Origin of the sequence: Azohydromonas lata NBRC 102462, from assembly GCF_001571085.1 — a bacterium.
GTDB classification, from domain to species: domain Bacteria; phylum Pseudomonadota; class Gammaproteobacteria; order Burkholderiales; family Burkholderiaceae_C; genus Azohydromonas; species Azohydromonas lata.
Genome location: NZ_BCTC01000074.1, coordinates 1 through 21,468 on the forward strand (window position 1 = coordinate 1; position 21,468 = coordinate 21,468).

At 66.6% G+C, this 21,468-nt stretch carries 20 protein-coding genes; 5 read left to right on the top strand and 15 right to left on the bottom strand.

From position 1 onward, the window contains the following. Positions 1–222 precede the first annotated feature (222 nt). The 4 genes from ALA01S_RS21390 to ALA01S_RS21405 all read right to left on the bottom strand — a co-directional run bounded on the left by ALA01S_RS21390 (position 223) and on the right by ALA01S_RS21405 (position 6,197). Positions 223–1,179, bottom strand: coding sequence for an IS110 family transposase (locus ALA01S_RS21390; protein ID WP_066340788.1), 957 nt, complete (start codon positions 1,177–1,179; stop codon positions 223–225). A 213-nt stretch (positions 1,180–1,392) separates the two neighbouring features. Beyond that, on the bottom strand, positions 1,393–2,955 hold the full coding sequence (locus tag ALA01S_RS21395) for a SpoVR family protein (RefSeq protein ID WP_066340792.1): 1,563 nt from the start codon (positions 2,953–2,955) through the stop codon (positions 1,393–1,395). Continuing rightward, positions 2,952–4,241, bottom strand: a complete 1,290-nt coding sequence (locus ALA01S_RS21400) for a YeaH/YhbH family protein (protein ID WP_066340795.1) — start codon at positions 4,239–4,241, stop codon at positions 2,952–2,954. Before ALA01S_RS21400 ends, ALA01S_RS21395 begins: the two co-directional genes overlap by 4 nt. Before the next feature lie 33 nt (positions 4,242–4,274). Continuing rightward, positions 4,275–6,197, bottom strand: coding sequence for a PrkA family serine protein kinase (locus ALA01S_RS21405; protein ID WP_066340798.1), 1,923 nt, complete (start codon positions 6,195–6,197; stop codon positions 4,275–4,277). A gap of 502 nt (positions 6,198–6,699) precedes the next feature. On the opposite strand from ALA01S_RS21405, the gene otsB reads away from it, so the two are divergent. Further along, positions 6,700–7,449 (top strand): trehalose-phosphatase, encoded by a 750-nt coding sequence (gene otsB / locus ALA01S_RS21410; protein WP_066340801.1) that lies wholly within the window; start codon positions 6,700–6,702, stop codon positions 7,447–7,449. A gap of 323 nt (positions 7,450–7,772) precedes the next feature. Continuing rightward, positions 7,773–9,152: an alpha,alpha-trehalose-phosphate synthase (UDP-forming) gene (otsA, locus tag ALA01S_RS21415; protein ID WP_066340803.1), complete on the top strand. Its 1,380-nt coding sequence runs from the start codon at positions 7,773–7,775 to the stop codon at positions 9,150–9,152. A 78-nt stretch (positions 9,153–9,230) separates the two neighbouring features. Here otsA and ALA01S_RS21420 read toward each other — a convergent pair whose 3' ends face one another. Together ALA01S_RS21420 and ALA01S_RS21425 are read right to left on the bottom strand one after the other, a co-directional pair. Beyond that, entirely contained in the window at positions 9,231–10,112 is an 882-nt protein-coding gene (locus tag ALA01S_RS21420) for a ParB/RepB/Spo0J family partition protein (protein WP_066340806.1), read from the bottom strand. Next, complete coding sequence (locus ALA01S_RS21425; RefSeq protein ID WP_066340809.1) at positions 10,106–10,675, bottom strand: RBBP9/YdeN family alpha/beta hydrolase; 570 nt, start codon at positions 10,673–10,675, stop codon at positions 10,106–10,108. The genes ALA01S_RS21420 and ALA01S_RS21425 overlap by 7 nt, the downstream gene beginning before the upstream one ends. A 47-nt stretch (positions 10,676–10,722) precedes the next feature. Between ALA01S_RS21425 and argC the strand changes: the two genes are divergently transcribed. Beyond that, positions 10,723–11,664, top strand: a complete 942-nt coding sequence (gene argC, locus ALA01S_RS21430; RefSeq protein ID WP_066340810.1) for an N-acetyl-gamma-glutamyl-phosphate reductase — start codon at positions 10,723–10,725, stop codon at positions 11,662–11,664. A gap of 77 nt (positions 11,665–11,741) precedes the next feature. Here argC and ALA01S_RS21435 read toward each other — a convergent pair whose 3' ends face one another. The 6 genes from ALA01S_RS21435 to ALA01S_RS21460 form a co-directional block, all read right to left on the bottom strand. Next, positions 11,742–12,512: a ParA family protein gene (locus ALA01S_RS21435; protein WP_066340812.1), complete on the bottom strand. Its 771-nt coding sequence runs from the start codon at positions 12,510–12,512 to the stop codon at positions 11,742–11,744. A gap of 48 nt (positions 12,513–12,560) precedes the next feature. Continuing rightward, a complete protein-coding gene (locus ALA01S_RS21440) occupies positions 12,561–13,169 on the bottom strand; it encodes a LysE family transporter (protein ID WP_066340814.1) in 609 nt (202 codons plus the stop codon). Between the two features lie 64 nt (positions 13,170–13,233). Beyond that, a complete protein-coding gene (gene rsmG, locus ALA01S_RS21445; RefSeq protein ID WP_066340815.1) occupies positions 13,234–13,887 on the bottom strand; it encodes a 16S rRNA (guanine(527)-N(7))-methyltransferase RsmG in 654 nt (217 codons plus the stop codon). 4 nt (positions 13,888–13,891) lie between these two features. Further along, positions 13,892–15,874 carry a tRNA uridine-5-carboxymethylaminomethyl(34) synthesis enzyme MnmG gene (gene mnmG, locus ALA01S_RS21450; RefSeq protein WP_066340849.1) on the bottom strand — a complete coding sequence of 661 codons (1,983 nt, stop codon included), beginning with the start codon at positions 15,872–15,874 and terminating at the stop codon, positions 13,892–13,894. Positions 15,875–15,927: 53 nt separating this feature from the next. Then, on the bottom strand, positions 15,928–16,134 hold the full coding sequence (locus ALA01S_RS21455) for a DUF2061 domain-containing protein (protein ID WP_066340860.1): 207 nt from the start codon (positions 16,132–16,134) through the stop codon (positions 15,928–15,930). Positions 16,135–16,236: 102 nt separating this feature from the next. Further along, entirely contained in the window at positions 16,237–17,193 is a 957-nt protein-coding gene (locus tag ALA01S_RS21460) for a PDC sensor domain-containing protein (RefSeq protein ID WP_157119166.1), read from the bottom strand. Positions 17,194–17,393: 200 nt separating this feature from the next. Between ALA01S_RS21460 and ALA01S_RS33305 the strand changes: the two genes are divergently transcribed. Further along, positions 17,394–17,648, top strand: coding sequence for a YkgJ family cysteine cluster protein (locus ALA01S_RS33305; RefSeq protein WP_066340819.1), 255 nt, complete (start codon positions 17,394–17,396; stop codon positions 17,646–17,648). 30 nt (positions 17,649–17,678) lie between these two features. On the opposite strand, the gene ALA01S_RS21470 is transcribed toward ALA01S_RS33305, so the two are convergent. Then, positions 17,679–18,047, bottom strand: a complete 369-nt coding sequence (locus tag ALA01S_RS21470; protein WP_066340822.1) for a glutaredoxin — start codon at positions 18,045–18,047, stop codon at positions 17,679–17,681. Positions 18,048–18,117: 70 nt separating this feature from the next. Here ALA01S_RS21470 and gstA point away from each other — a divergent pair, with 70 nt between their 5' ends. After that, positions 18,118–18,726 (top strand): glutathione transferase GstA, encoded by a 609-nt coding sequence (gstA, locus tag ALA01S_RS21475; RefSeq protein WP_066340824.1) that lies wholly within the window; start codon positions 18,118–18,120, stop codon positions 18,724–18,726. Between the two features lie 42 nt (positions 18,727–18,768). Here the strand turns inward: gstA and ALA01S_RS21480 are convergent, their stop codons facing one another. After that, positions 18,769–20,382 carry an ABC transporter ATP-binding protein gene (locus tag ALA01S_RS21480; RefSeq protein ID WP_157119167.1) on the bottom strand — a complete coding sequence of 538 codons (1,614 nt, stop codon included), beginning with the start codon at positions 20,380–20,382 and terminating at the stop codon, positions 18,769–18,771. Next, a complete protein-coding gene (locus ALA01S_RS21485; protein ID WP_066340863.1) occupies positions 20,379–21,461 on the bottom strand; it encodes an ABC transporter permease in 1,083 nt (360 codons plus the stop codon). The genes ALA01S_RS21480 and ALA01S_RS21485 overlap by 4 nt, the downstream gene beginning before the upstream one ends. Between the last annotated feature and the right edge of the window lie 7 nt (positions 21,462–21,468).

Below are 21,468 nucleotides of genomic sequence, written 5' to 3' on the forward strand. Positions count from 1 at the left end.
AGCAGCCACGGCTCCGTCAAACCCCATTGTTGGGGTTAACACCCGGCAAGTGAAGCGCGGGGGTTTTAAGTTGTCCGCATCTGCCGTGAATTTCCACGCATCGGCAGCTTTTACCGGCATCGCCGCTGGTATCGCGCTGCGCTGCCCAAGTGGTGGGCGCAGCGCAGCGTCAATTCGAACCCCATGAGCCGCTGGAAACAGCCTGAGCAACCGTCTTAGCCGTCAAGCGTTATGCAGGCCTGGATTCCACTGCGAGCCATGCCTGGCGATGGCGTTGAGCATCGTCAGCAGCTTGCGCATAGCCGCTACCAGGGCGACCTTCTTGCGCTTGCCCGCGGCCAGCAGCCGCTCGTAGTAGGTGCGCAGGACGGGGTTGTGGCGCACAGCGACAAGCGCGTGGCCATAGAGGGTGCGTCGCACGTCGGCACGCCCGCCCCAAATGGCACGCTGGCCGCGCATCTGGCCAGAGTCGCGGTTGAGCGGCGCCACACCAACGAGCGCGGCTACACGGCGGCGGTCGAGCTGGCCCAGCTCGGGCAGCTCGGCCAGCAACACAGCGACGCTGGCCGCACCAATGCCCGGCACGCTCTGCAGCGCCGCAGCCAGTTCGGCGTGATGGCGCTGCACGTGCGAGGCGACGTCACGGTTGCTGTCGTCGAGCTCACGTTGCAGGAACTCGATGACGCGCTCAATGCTGGGCTTGGCTGCGGCGTGCGAGATGCGCAGGCGCTGACGCTCGCTGGTAAGCATCTGCACGAGCTGGCGCCGGCGCAGCACCAAAGCCTGCAGCTGCTGCAGCTCGGCGTCAGCCAGCGGTTTGACGAAGCGCTCGCGCTCGGGGTGTTGGTGCAGCACCCGGGCAAAGGCGGCCAGCATCCTGGCGTCCAGCGCGTCGGTCTTGGCCAGCGCGCCCATGGCACGTGCGAAGTCGCGTGCCATGCGTGGGTTGACCACTGCCACGGCCAGACCCGCGGCCTGCAGCGCGCAGGCCGCTTCGAACTCGTAGCCGCCCGTGGCTTCGAGCACCACCAGCACCGGCTGCAGCGCCACAAGCTGCGCCACCAACTGCTCGATGCCGGCGCTGTCGTTGCGCGCTTGCCAGGTCTTGGCCTCGGCGCTGCTGGCCACTTCCAGCGTCTGGCTGGAGACATCAATGCCCACGAAAACAGAGTCGGACACGTCCTCTCGCTCCCATCCTTGTCTATGCGAACTGCAAGTTCCTACAACCGTTCGGGCTGCAAGAGAGGACGGTCCGGCTCACGCGCCCAGTGCTCAGGCACGGGCTTCAAACATCAACCCAGAGGCCGCTCGGGCTGCGTGAGCCGGTCCGAAGCCTCTCTCTAAAGATACAAGGCTGCCCGCTGAGGCAGCGCAGCCTCAGGCCAAAGCGCCTCAGACCGGCGGTGCCGGCACGGACCAACGCTTGCGCACCTCGCCGCGGCCATCCACGCTTTCCAGATGCACGCCGAATCCCCACAGGCGGGCGACGTGGCGCAGCACTTCCTGCGCGGTGTCGGCCAGGGGGCGGTCTTGGTGCTGCATATGGCGCAGGGTGAGCGAGCGGTCGCCGCGCAGGTTGACGTTCCAGACCTGGATGTTGGGCTCGCGGGTACCCAGGTCGTACTGACGGGAGAGCGCCTCGCGCACGCGGCGGTAGCCCTGCTCGTCGTGGATGGCGCTGACTTCGATCTCGCTGTCCTTTTCGTCATCGACGATGGCGAAGAGGCGGAAGTCGCGCATCATTTTGGGCGAGAGATACTGGCCAATGAAGCTCTCGTCCTTGAAGTTGCGCATGGCCTCGTCCAGCGTGGGTAGCCAGGGGGCGCCGGCAATGTCCGGGAACCACTGCTTGTCCTCGGCCGTGGGCTCCTCGCAGATGCGCTTGAGGTCGGTGTACATCGCAAAGCCCAGCGCATACGGGTTGAGCCCGCTGTAGGCCTTGTGGCCCACGGGCGGCTGGTAGATGACGTTGGTGTGCGACTTGAGCCACTCCATCATCACGCCGTCGGTGAGGTAGCCGTCGTCGTACATCTGATTGAGCAGCCGGTGGTGCCAAAAGGTGGCCCAGCCCTCGTTCATCACCTGCGTCTGGCGCTGCGGGTAGAAGTACTGAGCCACCTTGCGCACGATGCGTACGATCTCGCGCTGCCAGGGCTCCAGCAGCGGGGCATTCTTTTCGATGAAGTAGAGCAGATTCTCCTGCGGCTCATCGGGGAAGCGGCGCTGCGACTCGGCGGCTTCCTTGGGGTCGTCCTGGCGGCGCGGCAGGGTGCGCCAGAGGTCGTTGACCTGCTGCTGCGCGTAGTTCTCGCGGTCCTTGCGCTCGGCCAGTTCCTGCGCCAGCGTGCGCTTGCTTGGGCGGCGGTAGCGGTCCACGCCGTGGTTGGCCAGGGCGTGGCAGGAGTCCAGGAAGGACTCGACCGTGTCCAGCCCGTGGCGCTCCTCGCATTCGGCGATGTAGTTCTTGGCGTAGACCAGGTAGTCGATGATGGAGGACGCGTCCGTCCACATCCGGAACAGGTAGTTGCCCTTGAAGAAGCTGTTGTGGCCGTAAGCGGCGTGAGCGATGACCAGGGCCTGCATCGCCATCGTGTTCTCCTCCATCAGATAGCTGATGCAGGGGTTCGAATTGATGACGATCTCGTAAGCCAAGCCCATGAAGCCGCGGCGGTAGTTCTTCTCGGTGGCGATGAACTCCTTGCCGTAGCTCCAGTGCCGGTAGTTCACGGGCATGCCCACGGAGGCGTAGGCATCCATCATCTGCTCGGCGGTGATGATTTCGAGCTGGTTGGGATAGGTGTCCAGGCCGAAACGGTCCGCTGTGGAGCGGATCACGTCGTGGTACTGCTGTATGAGTTCGAAAGTCCAGTCGCTGGGACCGGGTAGCGGCTCGCGTGGCCGCGCGGCCAACGGCAGCGGCTCGCGCAGCGGATTCCTGATGACGACGGCGTTCATGCAGCCACCGCTCCTTCCTTTTTGAAGAGGTCGCGGAACACGGGGTAAATCTGCGAGGCCTCGGTGGCCTTGCGCATGGCGAAGTGGGCGTGCGTGCCCAGCAGCTGGGTGTATTCCTCCCAGAGGTTTTGCTCTTCCTCGGCCACCTGCACGTAGGCGTAGTAGCGGCACAGCGGCAGGATTTTTTCGGACAGCAACTCGCGGCAGCGACCGCTGTCGTGGTGCCAGTTGTCGCCGTCGCTGGCCTGTGCGCCGTAGATGTTCCAGTCGCCACCGGCGTAGCGCTGGCGCACGATTTCCTCCATCAGCACCAGCGCGCTGGAGACCACGGTGCCGCCGGTTTCCGTGGCGTGGAAAAAGTTCTGCTCGTCCACTTCCTGCGCCTGGGTGTGGTGGCGGATGAAGACGAGCTCGATCTTCTCGTAGTGCTTGGTCAGGAACAGGTAGAGCAGGATGAAAAAGCGCTTGGCCAGGTCCTTGCGCGACTCGTCCATGGAGCCCGAGACGTCCATGAGGCAGAACATGACCGCCTTGGACGAGGGCACGGGCACGCGCACCCGGTTGCGAAAGCGCAGGTCTATCGGGTCCAGGTAAGGGATGCGCGCCAGACGGCTGCGCAGCGCCTGGATCTGCTCCTGGAGCTCCGCGATCTCGCGCTCGGCCAGGGCCGGCGTGGGATGCGGATGCGCCTGCAGCTTCTCCAGCCGCTCCTCCAGCTCGCGCAGCTCGCGGCGCGACTCCGAGCCCAGCGCGATGCGCCGGCCCAGGGCACCGCGCATGGAGCGCAGCACGTGCAGGTTGTTGGGCGTGCCGTCGGCGGTGAAGCCCGCGCGCTGGCTCTTCCACTCCGGCACCTCGGCGATCTGGGTGCGCACGAGGTGCGGCAGGGCCAGGTCCTCGAAGAAGACCTGCATGAACTCCTCCTTGGAGAGGGTGAAGACGAAATCATCCTCGCCCTCGCCGGAGTCGCTGGCCTGACCGCTGCCGCTGCCCCCCCCACCACCCCCTTTGGGCCGCTGTATGCGGTCGCCGCGGATGTACTCCTGGTTGCCCGGGTGCACGACCTCGCGGATGCCGCCCTGACCGTGGTGGAACACCGGCTCGGAGATGTCCTTCTTCGGGATGGAGATCTCCTCGCCGCGCTCTATGTCACGGATGCCGCGCCCGTCCACCGCGCGCTTGACCGCCTCGCGGATCTGGTCGCGGTAACGGCGCAGAAAGCGCTCGCGGTTGCCTATGGACTTGTTTTTGCCCGCGAGCCTGCGATCGATGATCTGTTGAAGCATGACGTCTCCCGTCGGTGCCGTGGCGCACGGCGGTCAGCTGCTCTTGCGAACGCGCAGGTACCACTCGCACAGCAGCCGCACCTGCTTGGGCGTATAGCCCTTTTGCACCATGCGGGTGACGAAGTCCTCGTGCTTCTTGGCTTCGTCGGCGCTGGCCTTGGCGTTGAAGCTGATGACGGGCAACAACTCCTCGGTGTTGCTGAACATCTTCTTCTCGATCACGGTGCGCAGCTTCTCGTAACTGGTCCACACCGGGTTCTTGCCCTGATTGTTGGCCCGCGCACGCAACACAAAGTTGACGATCTCGTTGCGGAAGTCCTTGGGATTGGCAATGCCCGCGGGCTTCTCGATCTTTTCCAACTCCGCGTTGAGCGAGGCGCGATCGAACACCTCGCCGGTGTCGGTGTCGCGGTACTCGTGGTCCTGTATCCAGTAGTCGGCGTAGGTGACGTAGCGGTCGAAGATGTTCTGACCGTACTCGCTGTAGCTTTCCAGGTAGGCGGTCTGTATCTCCTTGCCTATGAACTCCGCATAGCGCGGCGCCAGCTGCTCCTTGATGAAGGCGATGTACTTCTGCTCCAGCTCCGGCGGGAACTGCTCGCGCTCGATCTGCTGCTCCAACACGTACATCAGGTGCACGGGGTTGGCGGCGACTTCGGTGGAGTCGAAGTTGAAGACCTTGGAAATGATCTTGAAGGCGAAGCGCGTGCTGATGCCGCTCATGCCTTCGTCCACGCCGGCGTAGTCGCGGTACTCCTGGTAGCTCTTGGCGCGCGGGTCAGTGTCCTTCAGGTTTTCACCGTCATACACCTGCATCTTGCTGAAGAGGCTGGAGTTCTCGGGCTCCTTGAGCCGCGTGAGCGCGGCGAACTGGCTCATCATCTTGAGCGTGCCCGGCGCGCAAGTGGCCTGCGCCAGCGAGGAGTTGCGGATGAGCTTCTCGTAGATCTTGATTTCCTCGCTCACGCGCAGGCAGTACGGCACCTTGACGATGTAGATGCGGTCGAGGAACGCCTCGTTGTTCTTGTTATTGCGGAAAGCCTTCCACTCGCTCTCGTTACTGTGCGCCAGTACCACGCCGTCGAAGGGAATGGCGCCAAAGCCTTCGGTGCCCTTGAAGTTGCTCTCCTGCGTGGCCGTGAGCAACGGGTGCAGCACCTTGATGGGCGCCTTGAACATTTCCACGAACTCCAGCAGTCCCTGGTTGGCCAGGCACAGGCCGCCGGAGTAGCTGTAGGCGTCGGGGTCGTCCTGCGCGTAGGTTTCGAGCTTGCGGATGTCGACCTTGCCCACCAAGGAGCTGATGTCCTGGTTGTTCTCGTCGCCCGGCTCGGTCTTGGCGATGCCGATCTGCTTGAGCACAGACGGATAGCGCTTGACGACGCGGAAGCGCCGGATGTCGCCGCCGAACTCCTCCAGCCGCTTTACCGCCCAGGGCGAAAGGATGCGGTTGAGGTAGCGGCGCGGGATGCCGTATTCCTTCTCCAGGATGGGACCATCCTCCACCGCGTCGAAGAGGCCCAGCGGGCTCTCGTTCACCGGCGAGCCTTTGATTGAATAGAAGGGCACTTCCTGCATGAGCTGCTTGAGCCGCTCGGCGATGGAGCTCTTGCCGCCGCCCACGGGGCCCAGCAGATAGAGGATCTGCTTCTTTTCCTCCAGCCCCTGCGCGGCATGGCGGAAGTAGGAGACGACCTGCTCGATCGAGTCCTCCATGCCGTAGAACTCGGCGAAGGCCGGGTAGATCTTGATGACCTTGTTGGCGAAGATGCGTGAGAGGCGCGGATCGTTGCGCGTATCAACCATCTGCGGCTCGCCTATGGCCTTGAGCATGCGCTCGGCCGCGGTGGCGTAGGCCAGCGGGTTGCGCTTGCACTCCGCGAGGTATTCCTCCAGCGAGAGCTCTTCCTCGCGGGTGCGTTCGTAACGGGCGGCGAAGCTGCTGATCACGTCCATGGGACCTCCTTGAATGGAAGACGCACACAGGCGGTAGCCGGCCGCCAGAGCGTCTGGGAAGTTCTGATGAAGTCCCGGCTGTACGGGCCCGGGCGCCATCAGAGCTTTCCGGTCTTCAGCGTGTGGCTTGCGTGATCGTCCCTCCAAGGGAGCCAAAGTCAGCGCGATTCACAAGGCGGGTCTTGCGACAGCGCCTGTCCCTCTCTCAGCAAGGACCGTGCCCCGCTGGGTCCCTCCTTTCTGGTGCAGGTTTGGCGCGCCCGCATGAGCCATTTCAACGATGCTGCCTTGTCGGCGGCTGACATGCACGCTGTGTCTTGTTCGCGTTACAACCGCGTCGCTTGTTTGCCTCATTCGTTCACATTTCGATGGGGCGAGTTCTGAGGGCTTTCCCGCACTTTGAACGCCTTCCGGGCCACAAGCCACGGGCAGGTTCAATCCCCCTGCGGCGGCCGTTGCATTCGTTTTCGGCGCTGTAGGCGCCGACGGCTAGGCTGACCGGATGTCTGAATTGCCGCTTCCCAGCACCGCTTGTGCCGTATTTCTGGACTTCGACGGCACGCTGGCCGATATCGCTGCCCATCCGCAAGCCGTCACCGTGCACGCTGACATCCCGTCCTTGCTGGACCAGTTGGCCGGCGCGCTGGACGGGGCACTGGCCATCGTCACCGGCCGTCCCATTGCCGAGATAGACCATTTCCTCTCTCCGCTGCAACTGCCGGCCGCGGGCGTGCACGGGGCCGAGCGGCGCGCCGCAGACGGGCGCTGGCACCGCCTGCCCGCGCCCAAGCTGGACAAGGTGCTGCCCACCCTGCGTGCCTTGGTGGCAGCCCATCCGGGATTGCTGCTGGAGGAAAAGTCCAGCGCCATCGCCCTGCACTACCGCCAGGCACCGTCGCTTGAAGCCCCATGCCTGGCCGCCATGACGGAGGCGCTGCAGCAACTGCCGGACATGGCGCTCATGCGCGGCAAGCAGGTGCTGGAGATGAAACCCCGCGCTGCCGGCAAGGGTGCCGCCGTGCGCGCCTTCCTGGAGGAATCGCCCTTCCAGGGCCGGTGTCCGTGGTTTTTTGGCGACGACGTCACAGACGAGGCCGCTTTCGAGACGGTGCAGGCATTGGGCGGCATTGCCGTCAAGGTGGGCGCCGGCGGTACCTGTGCGCACCATCGCCTGGGCGATCCGGCGGCGCTGCAAGCCTGGCTGCGGCAGGCGCTGGCAACGCTGACGGCTCCTTCTCCAGCATCACGCTAGGCGATACGCCAGCGGCATCTCCAGCCGCGTCCGCAAGCCAAGCGTGAGCCACGCACGCCGTTTGCCCGCTGCACCGCAACAGGGCAAGCGCGCCCACAGACAGTGCCTCTGCCCGGCAAGGCTCAGGTGCTGCCTTGAACGGCCGCGGGCTGTCGAGCAGGCAGGCGCTCGTGCCGGCTTTGCCATGCGCTGCACGCGCCCAAGGCAAGGCACATGGCCTGCCCTGGGCGCAGCACGGGCCCGTTCCGCGCCGGCAAGGCGGCGGCGGGAAATTGGAAGCAAAGGCATGCGCCCCGCGCGTGCTGCAAAGAGGAAGAACAGACATGCCGCGATTGGTCGTTGTCTCCAACCGCGTGGCCGACCCGCGCAAAACCGCGGCGGGCGGCTTGGCCGTGGCGCTGGGCGAGGCGCTCAACGCCACCGGCGGCCTTTGGTTCGGCTGGAGCGGCAACATCGTCGAGAAAACCGATGCCGCCGCGCAGGCGCAGCCCCAATTGCACGTGCAGCGTGCCGGTGACGTCACCCTGGCCACCGTGGACCTCACCCAGGAGGACCACGACGCCTACTACCTGGGCTATTCCAACGGCGTGCTGTGGCCTGTGTTCCATTACCGGCTGGATCTGGCCGACTTCGATGCCGGCTACATAGGCGGCTACCGGCGCGTGAACCGCATGTTCGCGCAGCAACTGCTGCCGCTGCTGCGCCCGGACGACTTGATCTGGGTGCACGACTACCACCTCATCCCGCTGGCCGAGGAGCTGCGGTCCCTGGGCTGCCGCCAGCGCATAGGTTTTTTCCTGCACATTCCGCTGCCGCCGCCGCTGATCATGGCTGCCATCCCGGCGCACGAATGGCTCATACGCGCCCTCTTCGCCTACGACCTGGTGGGCCTGCAAAGCCAGACCGACCTCAACCACTTCGCGCGCTACGTCTACACCGAGGCCCAGGCCGAGCAGGCGGCCGACGGCCGCTTCAGCGCCTTCGGCCGCGAGCTGCGCGTGCAGGCCTTTCCCATCGGCATAGACGTGGACGAATTCGCCTCGCTCACCCAGGGCCGCGAGGCGCAGGAGACGCTGGCCACCATGCGCGACCAGTACGCCAAGCGCCGGCTGCTGGTGGGCGTGGACCGGCTGGACTACTCCAAAGGCCTGCCGCAGCGCCTGCGTGCCATGCGCAGCCTGCTGCAGCGCTACCCGGGCAACTGCAACAGCGCCACGCTCATACAGATTGCCTCGCCCTCGCGCGAGACGGTGGGGGCCTACAACGACCTGCGCCGCCAGTTGGAGGGCCTGTGCGGCTCCATCAACGGCAACTACGGTGAGCTGGACTGGATGCCCATCCGCTACATCCACCGCACCGTGGCGCGCAAGCGGCTGCCGGGCCTCTACAGGGCCAGCCGCGTGGCACTGGTGACGCCGCTGCGCGACGGCATGAATCTGGTGGCCAAGGAGTTCATTGCCGCCCAGGACGAGGCCGACCCCGGCGTGCTGGTGCTCTCGCGCTTTGCCGGCGCCGCCGAGCAGTTGCGCGACGCGCTGCTCGTCAATCCTTACGACAGCGACGGCACGGCCGACGCCATACAGCACGCCCTGCACATGCCGCTGGAGGAGCGCCAGACGCGCCACCAGCGGCTGCTGGCCAACATCCGCGAGTACGACGTGCACTGGTGGCAGCGCCGCTTCCTGGAATCACTGCAGCAGTAGCGTCAGCACCTATCTGTGCCGGAGTGGTGGCTTGCCTGCGCAAGCCATCAGCACACTGAATGCCGCTGCGGCAGCTTTTCAGCCTTCCTTGATGCCCAGCTTGTCCAGCAGGCCGTTGAGCTCGTCCAGCGAGCCGAAGGCGATGGCGATCTCGCCCTTTTCGCCACGCAGCGTCTTGCGGCGGATGCGGATTTCCACCGCGGCGGTGAGCGCATCGGCCAGCAGTTCCTCGATGCGCTGCAGATCGCGCGACTTGTCCTGCGGCGCCTGTGGACCCGGCTTGGGCTTGGCCGGCGCCGATTGGCGGGCGACGAGTTTTTCCGCCTCGCGCACCGAGAGCTTGCGGGCCACGATCTCGTTGGCGTGCAGGATTTGCTGCGCTGCATCCACCGACAGCAGCGCGCGCGCGTGGCCCATGTCCAGGTCGCCGGCCATGAGCATTTGCTGCACCTGCGGGCACAGGTTGAGCAGGCGCAGCAGGTTGCTGGCGGCGCTGCGCGAGCGGCCCACGGCGCGGGCGGCCTGCTCGTGCGTCAGGTTGAACTCGTTGATCAGGCGCTGCAGGCCTTGGGCCTCTTCCAGCGGGTTGAGATCTTCGCGCTGGATGTTTTCGATCAGCGCCATCACGGCGGCCGATTCGTCCGGCACCTCGCGCACCAGCACCGGTACCTCGTCCAGCCCGGCGAGCTTGGCCGCGCGGCTGCGCCGCTCGCCGGCGATGATCTCGTAGCGTCCCTCCTGCGCCGGGCGCACGAGGATGGGCTGCATCACGCCCTGGCTCTTGATGCTTTCGGCCAGCTCGTAAAGCGAGCCTTCGTCCATGCGCGTGCGCGGCTGATAGCGGCCGGGCAGCAGCAGTTCCAGCTTCAGGACCGATGGAGGCGCTTCAGGCGCTTCCACACGCGGCCCAAGCAAGGCTTCGAGGCCCAGTCCCAGCCCCTTGGGTTTCTTCGTCACCATGGCGTGATTGTCGGCGATAGGCCACCCGCCATCCCCACTTGGCGCAACAGTTCGAGACCTTGTGCCCAGTCGCCCAGGCCGGAGTCGGCATTGATGTGGCCAGCCGCGCCCACCTCCACCAAGCGGGCGCCCCAGTCGTGCGCCATGCCGGCGGCACGCTCAGGCGCGCAATAGGCATCGTTGGAGCTCACGACCGCCACGGCCGCGAAGGGCAGGCGCCGGCGGACGATGGGCCGCCAGGAGTACACGTTGGGCGGCATGTCGTCGCGTTCCACGTCAGGCGGCGCCACCAGCAGCACGCCGGCGACGCGGTCGGTATGGCGCGAATGCGCGGCCCAGGCGGCCACCAGTTGGCAGCCCAGGCTGTGTGCGGCCAGCAGCAGCGGGCCCCGGCGGCTCAGCACGGCCTCTTCCAGCTGCGTCATCCAGTCGCCGCGGCGCGGCCACAGCCAATCGTCCTGCTGCACGCGGGTGAAGCCGTGGCGCTGCTCCCAGCGGCTTTGCCAGTGTTCGGGGCCGGATCCCTGCCAGCCGGGCAGGATCAGCACTTGCAAGTCATCCATGGGGCTTGGCTTATCCTTTTACGTTTGCTCGAAGTGGAGAGGCGAAGATGAAACATACCGTGTTCGTGGATGGGCAAGAGGGCACCACCGGCCTGCGCATCCATGAGTACCTGGCGCAGCGCGACGACGTCGAGTTGCTGCGCATCGATCCCGACAAGCGCAAGGACCCGGCCGAGCGGGCCCGGCTGCTGGATGCGGCCGCGGTGTCCTTCCTGTGCCTGCCGGATGCCGCCTCGCGCGAAGCGGCCTCGCTGGTGCGCAATCCCAAGTCCTGCCTGATCGACGCCAGCACCGCGCACCGCACGGCGCCGGGCTGGGTCTTCGGCCTGCCGGAGCTGGCCAAGGGGCAGCGCGAGCTGATCCGCGAGTCCAAGCGCATCTCCAACCCGGGCTGCCACTCCACGGCCTTCATTTTGCTGCTGCGTCCGCTCGTAGACGCCGGCATCGTCGCGCCCACGCTGCCGCTGTCGGCCACCTCGCTGACGGGCTATTCCGGCGGTGGCAAAAGCATGATCGCCGAGTACGAGGCTGGCGGTAATGCCAAGCTGGCCTCGCCGCGCCCCTACGGGCTGACGCTGGCGCACAAGCACATTCCGGAGATGACGGCGCACACGGGGCTGCAGACCACGCCGGTATTCATGCCCGTGGTCGGCCCCTTCCTCAAGGGACTGTGCGTGAGCGTGCCGCTGCACCTCTCGCAACTGGCCGCCGGCACCGACGCACAGCGGCTGCATGCGGCCTATGAGGCGCATTACGAGGGTGAGCGCTTCATCAAGGTCCTGCCCCTGGGCGATGCGGCCAACCTCGACGGCGGCTTTTTCGACGTGCAGGCCAACAACGACACCAACCGAGTGGACATCGCCGTCTTCGCCAACGGGCAGCAAGCCATCGTCATGGCGCGCCTGGACAACCTGGGCAAGGGTGCCAGCGGTGCCGCGGTACAGTCCATGAACATTCATTTGGGCCTGGACGAGGGTTTGGGCCTGTAAGCGCCACACCGGCCCTTGCAGGGCCTTCAAGAGCCGCCTGCGGGCGGCTTTTTCACGGGCGCATGGGATCGACAGATTCAGCGCTTGGCGCAGCGCTTGACCAGCTCCTGCGCAAACTCCACGTAGGCCTGTGCCCCCTTGGCAGCCGGGTCGAACACCACACCCGGCTGGCCGTAGCTGGGCGCCTCGGCCAGACGCACGTTGCGCGGAATGACACTGTCAAAGACCTTGTCACCGAAGTGCACTTTCAACTGCTCGCTGACCTGCTGCTGCAGCGTCATGCGCGGGTCGAACATCACCCGCAGCAGGCCGATGATTTGCAGCCGCGGGTTCAGGCTGGCGTGAATCTGCTTGATGGTGTTGACCAGATCCGTCAGCCCTTCCAGCGCGAAATACTCGCATTGCATGGGGACGACCACGCCATGCGCCGCACACATGCCATTGAGCGTGAGCAGGCTCAGCGACGGGGGGCAATCGACCAGCACGAAGTCATAGTCTGCGTCACAGGCCGCCAACGCGCCGCGCAGCCTGTCCTGACGGCGCTCCACCCCGACCAGTTCCACCTCGGCCCCGGAGAGCTCACGGTTGGCGCCCAACACGTCGTAGCCGGCCTTTTCCGCATGCACGCGCGCCTCGGCCACGGATACGGCTTCCAGCAGCACCTCGTACACGCTGTGCTCCAGGGTGCGCTTGTCCACGCCGGAGCCCATGGTGGCGTTGCCCTGCGGGTCCAGGTCCACCACCAGCACGCGTTGGCCTATGCGCGCCAAGCCGGCGGCGAGGTTGACGGCGGTGGTGGTCTTGCCCACGCCACCCTTCTGGTTTGCGATGCAAAAGATCTTGGCCATGGTCAGGGGTGATTGTTGTGATGGTGGAGTGGAAGCCGGTGCATTGAATCAGCGCACCAGGCGCAAACCAAAACCCAGCAGCGCCAGGCCGGACAGGCGCTGCAGCGTGCGTGCCAAGCGGCGATGCGCACGCACGTAGGCAGACAAGGCTTGCGCACCGGCGCAGAGCGTCAGGCACCACAAGGCCGTGATGGACGCAATCAGCAGCGCCATGAAGGCAAACGTCCAGACGCCTTGCTGGCGGGCCGGGTCTATGAACAGCGGGAAAAAGGCCATGTAGAAAACGATGGCCTTGGGGTTGGACAGCGTGATCAGCAGCCCCTGGCGCAGGTAATGGCCCGGCGTCACGCGCACAGGCAAGGCGCCATCACCGTCGCGGGCCAGCAGCATTTTCAAGCCCAGCCAGCCCAGGTAAGCCGCACCGGCGATCTGCAGGCCCTTGAACAACAGCGGATTGGCTGCCAGCAGTGCCGCCACGCCGGCTACCGCCAACCACAGCAACACCTGATCACCCAGGATCAGCCCAAGCGTCGCCGCCGCACCACCGTTGAACCCGCCCTGCCCCGTGCTGCTGAGCAGCATGAAAGTCCCTGGTCCAGGCAAGGCCAGAAACAGGACCACGGCCGCGCAGAAGGCGCCGACGTCTATGCCGAGCATGCTCTCCTCCAAAGGTTCGTGGCCCGCCCGGCCCGTCCGGAACGGAAACCGTGATTGTCCCGTCTCAGCGCCGCGGGCGCATCCAAATCAAGCAACGTTCCGCATCCAAACCTGGAACCTGCAAAGGTTCCACGTGAAACACGTCCACGTCGCTCGGCAACACCGAAATTTCGTCGTCCGGCTGTTTGCCCTTCATGGCCATCCACAGGCCATCCGGCGCCAAACGGTCCCCGGTCAAGGCCACGAAGTCAGCCAAAGTGGCAAAGGCGCGGCTGGTGATGATGTCGTAGCGACTGGGCAATTGCTCCACCCGGGCATGCTCGGCTCGCAGGTTGCGCAGGCCCAACTCGGCGCCGGCCTGACGGATAAACGCCGCCTTCTTGCCCACCGTATCCACGCAGCTCACCTGAAGCTGCGGACACAAGATGGCAATGAGCACGCCGGGCAAGCCCCCACCGCTGCCCACATCCAGCAATGTCAACTGCTGCGCCGGCCGTGCGGCCAGTGCCCGCTGCAGCGGCGGCAAAGCCGCGAGGCAGTCGGCCAAATGGTGCGTGAACATCTGGGCCGGGTCGCGCAGCGCGGTGAGGTTGTAGGTCTTGTTCCAGCGCTGCAGCAAGGCAAGGTACTCGGCGATCCGGCGCAACTGGGCCTCATCGGCAGGCAAACCGAGTTGTTCCACCAGCGCGGCAATGCGCAGTTCTTCAGCTTGTTCCATGAGTTCAGCCCGTCTGGTCGTTCGTCACGGGCAGGGCCGTCTTGAACTCTTTCCAACTGCCCTTGCGCAGGTGCACCAGCAGCAGCGAAATGGCGGCCGGGGTGATGCCCGAGATGCGTGAAGCTTGGCCCAAGGTCGCCGGACGGTGCTTGGCCAGCTTTTGGCGCACTTCAAAGGACAAGGCCGCGATTTCGGAATAGTCCAGGTCCTCCGGCAAGGGCAGCTTCTCGTATTGCGCCGCGCGCTGCACTTCTTCCTGCTGTTTGTCGATGTAGCCGGCGTACTTGACGCCAATCTCCACCTGCTCGATGACGGCGTTAGCCAGCTCCTCCCCAAGTTCAGCGCGCAGTGTTTCACGTGAAACAGGCGCTTCCTCGCTGCTGCGCGCCTGCTTCACCAGCGCATCGGCCGCTGCCACCTTGTCCCAGTCCACACCGGGCCGGCGCAGCAAGTCGACAAGGGGGTACTCACGTTCAATCGCCTTGCCCAACAAGGCTTCACCCTGTTCAGCCGCCAGCCAGCGCGGGTGTACCCAGGTCTGGCGCAGGCGCTGTGTTTCACGTGAAACAGCGTCGCGCTTGCGGTTGAAAGCATCCCAACGCTCATCGCCCACCAGGCCCAAACGGCGACCTTCCTCGGTGAGACGCAGATCGGCGTTGTCCTCGCGCAGTTGCAGGCGGAACTCGGCACGGCTGGTGAACATGCGGTAAGGCTCGCTCACGCCGCGCGTGATGAGGTCATCCACCAACACGCCAAGATAAGCTTGATCGCGGCCCGGCAGCCAGGGCGCTTTGTCCTGGGACTGCAGCGCAGCATTGAGTCCGGCGAACAAGCCTTGGGCCGCCGCTTCCTCATAGCCGGTAGTGCCGTTGATCTGGCCCGCGAAGAACAGGCCCTTGATGGCGCGGCTTTCGAAGCTGGGCGACAGCTCACGCGGATCGAAGTAGTCGTACTCGATGGCGTAGCCCGGGCGCAGGATATGCGCGTTCTCCAGGCCCGGCATGGAATGCACCGCAGCAAGCTGGATGTCGAAGGGCAACGAGGTCGAGATGCCGTTGGGATAAAACTCGTGCGTGGTCAGCCCTTCCGGCTCCAGAAAAATCTGGTGCGAGTCTTTGTCCGCGAAGCGGTTGATCTTGTCTTCAATGCTCGGACAGTAGCGCGGCCCAACGCCCTCGATCACGCCCGTGAACATTGGGCTGCGGTCAAAACCGCTGCGGATGATGTCGTGCGTGCGCTGGTTGGTATGCGTGATCCAGCAAGGCAATTGCTGGGGGTGCTGCGACGCATGTCCCATGAAGCTGAACACCGGCACCGGGTCCAGGTCGCCGAGCTGCTCGGTGAGCTTGGAAAAATCGATGCTGCGCCCGTCAATGCGCGGCGGCGTGCCGGTCTTCAGCCGCCCCTGCGGCAGCTTCAATTCCTTGAGCCGGGCCGACAGGCTCACCGCCGGCGGGTCGCCCGCGCGGCCAGCACTGTAGTTCTGCAGGCCGACGTGGATCTTGCCGTCCAGGAAAGTACCGGCCGTCAGCACCACGGTGCGGGCACGGAAGCGCAGGCCGATCTGCGTGACGGCCCCCACCACGCGGTCGCCCTCCACCATCAAGTCGTCCACGGCCTGCTGGAACAGCCACAGGTTGGGCTGGTTCTCCAGGCGGCGGCGGATAGCGGCCTTGTACAGGATGCGATCGGCCTGCGCCCGCGTGGCACGCACGGCCGGACCCTTGCTCGCATTCAAGATGCGGAACTGGATGCCCGCCTCATCGGTCGCCGCGGCCATGGCGCCGCCCAGGGCGTCCACCTCCTTGACCAGATGGCCCTTGCCTATCCCGCCTATGGACGGGTTGCAGCTCATCTGGCCTAGCGTCTCGATGTTGTGGGTCAGCAGCAGCGTGCGGCAGCCCATGCGAGCCGCGGCCAGCGCCGCCTCGGTGCCTGCGTGGCCACCGCCGACGACGATGACCTCAAATTCCTGGGGATGCAGCACGGCGGACACCGTCGCTCCCGCGACGGCCTCATGAAAGTGGCAAACCCTTAATTTTAAGGTTGCGAGGCTGCCTGCCCCGCCGCGGGGGCATGTCCCATGTGCTTATCCCACGCCTTATCGAAAAAATAGTGCCCAACCATGTTCACCACGGGCTCCACCACGGTCACTGCACCCGCCACCGTCATGCTGCCCGTCAGGGCGTAGCTGACCCCAAAAGCCGTGCAGACGTGCATCACACCGAAAGCCGCGGTCTTGGCCATGCCGTTCTCCATCCAGTTCACTTGGGTTACGGAGTCCATGGTGGCGATGGGCAAGATTTTGCACCATTCAATTGACACCATGATGTCGATAGCTTTTAACTGTCAGGCCGGTGTGGATGCGGAATTGGCCGGCGTGGCCGTGTGAGCGCCTGCGGGCTTGCCGAGGGGTTTGGCTGCCGCGGACGCGGCGGTGGTACGGCGGCGTTGGCGGCGGCGCAGCAACAGGCTCAGCACGCCGGCCATGACCAGCACGGCGGCGCTGCCCAGGCCGCCGCGGCGCCGGGCCGTGGCCTGCTCGGCCTGCACGCCGCGCAAGGCGCCGCCTTCGTCCACGGCGGCCAGCGCCAGCAGCGGCGTGTTACCCACGCGCTGCCATCCCAGAATGCGCCGGCCGTCTTCCGCGGGCCAAGCCTGGCTGAGCACTTCGTCCGTGCGCGGCGCATGCTCGAACAGTGGTCCCACCGGGAAGGGCAGCGGCTCCACCAGCCCGTCGCTGCGCGCCACGGCCACGCCGTCGGCCCGCGCCAGCAGCAGCAGGTCGCCGCGTGACGGTTGCAGGCGCCGCAGCAACCCGGTGAGGTAGTTGGGCGACAAGGTCAGCAGCACCTGAGCCTGGCCCTGACCTGGCAGCGGGCGCACGAAGCTCACCGCGCCGGCCACGGGCTGGCGCGCCGGCGCGCCAACCGACAGCCCGGGCGCGGACGCCGGCAGGCCATCGATCACCACGCGCGCCACGCTGCCGTCCTGCGACTGCAGTTTGCCCTTGCCGTCCAGCACGCCCAACTGCAGTACGGCGCCCGGCGGATAAGGCAGGGGCGGCAACGGCTGGCGATCCCCCCATTGCGCGCCCACGGTGGACAAGACGAAATCCGCCGACTGCACCAGCGTCTCGGCCTGCAGCGCCAGCGTGTCGGCCAGGTGCGCGGCACGCGCCGCCGCGGTATGCAGCGCACGGTCGCGCGCCCGCTCCTGCGTGTGAAGCAGTTGGGTCCAGTACACGCCGCAGGCCAGCACGGCAGCGGCGGGAATGGACCAGGGGAGCAGGCGACGGGCTCGCATCGGGAGGCGGGGAAGGTGCAGTGCGGCATGGGGGTGCCGCATGGCAGGACGAGAGAAAAGCGAATGCAGCCGCAGTGAGGATGCAGGCATGCTGCCAGCGCAGCATTGACCGAAGCTGACAAGCCGGCCCAGGCCAGGGCCAACACTGGCGCGGGACAATAGGGGGTTGGCCCACATGGCGGGCCGCTTTGCCTCAACCCATGGATTGCCGTCCGGGCTGCGGTGCCTGCTGCATCGCGCCTTCCATTTCCAGCCCCATTCCCGGCATGCCGCAGGGCAAGCCGGCCGGCGTGCGCTGTGCGCAACTGCTGCCGGACCTGCGCTGCGCCCTCTTTGGCGATCCGCGCCGGCCGCCCGTGTGCGCCTCGCTGAAGCCCTCGCCCGGCATGTGCGCCGGGTCGGCCGAGCAGGCCCTGCACGGCCTGCTGTGGCTGGAGCAGCAGACCGCGCCGTGAGCGCACGCCGCCCTGGAGGCGGCTGTGGCCTCAGCCCTGCAGCAGCCGCTGCAGCTCGCCGCTGGCGAGGAGCTTGTCCAGGTCCTGCGCGCCGCCCACCATCTGGCCGCGGACGAACACCATGGGGAAGGTGGGCCAACCCGTCCACATCTTGAGCGCGTTGCGCCGGCGCCACTGGCTGAAGTAGCTGCCGTAATCCAGGTCGAAGTGCGCGATGCCGGCGCGGTCCAGCGCACGGCGTGCGCGCTTGGGGAAAGGGTTTTGCGCCATTCCGACCACCACCACGGGGTGAGCAGCCACCGCGCGCAGCACCTCCTGGACGACGTCGGCGTGCAACGAGGCCACCTGAGCGCGAATGGCGGGGTGCAGGCGGTCTTCTGAAAGGATGGAACGCGGCATTGGGGCGACTCGAAGCGAAGGGCCGTAACAGCGGCTATCGTAAGCGCCCCCCTCGAACGAAGGAGATTGGATGAAGCTGTACTACAGTCCCGGCGCCTGTTCACTCAGCCCGCACATCGTCCTGCACGAAGCCGGCCTGCCCTGCGAGCTGGTGCTGGCCAGCACCAAGTCGCACAAGCTGCAGGACGGCACCGACTACTACACCATCAACCCCAAGGGCTCCGTGCCGCTGCTGGAGCTCGACAGCGGCGAGCGCCTCACCGAAGGCCCGGCCATCGTCCAGTACCTGGCCGACCAGGTGCCCGACCGCAAGCTGGCGCCGCCTTTCGGCACCCTGGCCCGCTACCGGCTGATGGAGTGGCTCAACTTCATCACCAGCGAGCTGCACAAGAGCTTCGGCGTCTTCTTCACGCCCGGCATGCCGGACGAAGCCAAGGAGATCCACCGCACCCGGCTGCGCCAGAAGCTGCAATGGGTGGACGGCCAGCTTGCCGGCAAGGCCTATCTCATGGGCGACGACTTCACCGTGGCCGACGCCTACCTGTTCACCGTCACCAATTGGGCCGATTTCACCAAGGTGGAGATAGCCGACCTGGCCAACCTGCAGGCCTTCCGCCAGCGCATGCAGGAGCGTCCCAGCGTGCAGGCGGCGATGAAGCACGAGGGCTTGATCAAGTAAGCCCGCGCGGGCGGCCCGGCGAGCCCGTGCCGCCCTTGTCCGCTACGCCAGCCGCGCCGCCGCCAGCAGCTCCTGCGTGTAAGGCTGGCGCGGCGCGCTGAAGAGGGACTCCGCCTCGCCCTGCTCCACCATCTCGCCCTGGCGCATCACGACCACGCGGTGCGACATGGCACGCACCACGGCCAGGTCGTGGCTGATGAACACATAGCTCATGCCATAGCGCTGCTGTAGTTGTGCCAGCAACGACAGCACCTGCTGCTGCACCGACACGTCCAGCGCCGAGGTCGGCTCGTCCAGCACCAGCAGCTCCGGCTCCAGCACCACCGCGCGCGCAATGGCGATGCGCTGGCGCTGCCCGCCGCTGAACTCGTGCGGGTAGCGCTGCAGCACGTCGGCCACGCCGTGGCGCTCGCTCAGGCCCACCTCGTCCAGCATCTTCAGCACACGCTCCTCGCGCTGGCCGCGGCTGAGCTGCGGCTGGTGCAGTGCAAGGCCCTCGTCCACGATCTGGCCCACGGTCATGCGCGGGCTCAGGGAGCCGAACGGGTCCTGGAAGACCACCTGCATGCGCCGGCGCATGGCGCGGAGCGCATCGCGGCCCGCGTCGTCGATGCGCTGCTCGCCCAAGCGCACCTGCCCGCCCGCGATGGGCTGCAGCGCCAGCAGCGCCATGCCCAGCGTCGTCTTGCCGGAGCCGGACTCGCCCACGATGCCCAGCGTCTCGCCGCGCCTGAGCTCCAGCGTGGCGGCCTTCACCGCCTCGAAGGGCGGCAGCTTGCGGAACCACGAGCCCTTGCGCGCAAAGTGCACGCGCACGTCCTGCGCCTGCAGCAGCGCGGGCGCGTCCGGCGGCACGGGCATCACCACGCGGCGCGGGCGGCTGCCCAGCAGCTTGCGGGTGTAGGCGTGCTGCGGGTCGGCGAAGACGGCGGCGGTGTCGCCGGACTCCACCAGGCGGCCGCGCTCCATCACGCCCACGCGGTGCGTGAAGCGGCGCACCAGGTTGAGGTCGTGCGTGATGAACAGCAGCGCCATGCCCATTTCGGCCTGCAGCTCGTCCAGCAGGGCCAGGATCTGCGCCTGGATGGTCACGTCCAGCGCCGTGGTGGGCTCGTCGGCGATGAGCAGCTTGGGCTTGCAGGCGAGCGCCATGGCGATCATGGCGCGCTGGCGCTGGCCGCCGGAGAGCTCGTGCGGAAAGGCGTCCACCCGCCGCTGCGGCTCGGGGATGCCGGTGCGCTCCAGCAGCTCTATGGCGCGGGCCCGCGCCGCGTTGGGCCGCAGCGCCTCGTGCAGCTCCAGCACCTCGGCGATCTGGTTGCCCACGCTGTAGAGCGGGTTCAGCGCCGTCATGGGCTCCTGGAAGATCATGCCGATGTCGCGCCCACGCAAGGCCCGCATGCGCCGCTCGCTCAGGGCCACCAGGTCTTCGCCGCCGAAGCGGATCGCCCCGCGGGTCTGCGCCCCATCCACCAGCCGCAGCACCGACAGCGCGGTGATGGATTTGCCACTCCCCGACTCTCCCACCAGCGCGAACTTTTCGCGCGGGCGGACCTGGAAGCTCACGTCGTTGACCACCGCGTGGTCGCCGAACCGCACCGTCAGGTGCTGCACATCCAGCAGGGCTGGCGTTGCCTTCACGTCGTCCATGCTCATGACTTGCGGGTGTCGAAGGCGTCGCGCAGCGCGTCGCCGATGAAGGTCAGCAGCAGCATCGTGATCACGAGCAGCACGAAGGTCGGGACGATGATCCACCAGGCATCCAGGTTGGCCTTGCCCTGGTTGAGCAGCTCACCCAGCGAGGGCACCGTGCGCGGCACGCCCAGGCCCAGGAAGTCCAGTGAGGTCAGCGACAGGATGGCGCCGCTCATGCGGAAGGGCAAAAACGTGATCACCGGCGTGAGCGAGTTGGGCAGCACGTGGCGGAAGATGATCTGCCGGTTCGAGAGGCCCAGCGCCCGCGCCGCCTTCACGTAGTCCAGCGAGCGGTTGCGCAGGAACTCCGCGCGCACGTAGTCCGACAGCCCCATCCAGCCCCACAGCGACAGCAGGACGAGCAGCAGCAGCAGCGAGGGCTCGAAGATGGAGGCGAAGATGATCAACAGGTACAGCTCCGGCACCGCGCCCCAGACCTCTATGACGCGCTGCATGGTGAGGTCGAGCTTGCCGCCGAAGTAGCCCTGCAGCGCGCCGGCCAGCACGCCCAGCACGGTGCCCACGGCAGTGAGCGCCAGGCCGAACCAGATGCTCACCCGGAAGCCGTAAAGCAGCCGCGCCACCATGTCGCGCCCCTGGCTGTCCGTCCCCAGCAGGTTGATCCCCCCCGGTGGCGCGGGGTCGGGCTCCTTCGAGAAGTAGTCCGTGGACGAGGCCGAGTGCGGGTTGAGCGTGCCCAGCCGCCAGTTGCCGGGCTTGTCGAACTGCGCGGCGATGAAGGGGTCCTTCCAGTCCGTGGGCGTGGCGAAGTCGCCGCCCAACGCGTCTTCCGGCGGGTTGCTCACCACGGGGAAGAACCAGCGGCCCTCGTAGCGCGCCACCAGCGGGCGGTCGTTGCTCACGAACTCGGCCAGCGTGGAGAACACCAGCATGGCGATGAACACCCACAGCGACACGTAGCCCAGGCGGTTGCGCTTGAAACGGGCCCAGGCGCGCTGGTTGGGCGAGCGCCGGGCACCGGCCGCGATGGGCGCGAGCACCGCGGCATCGGCCGCCGCGCCCGCGGGCGGCTGGGCCATCAGGTCC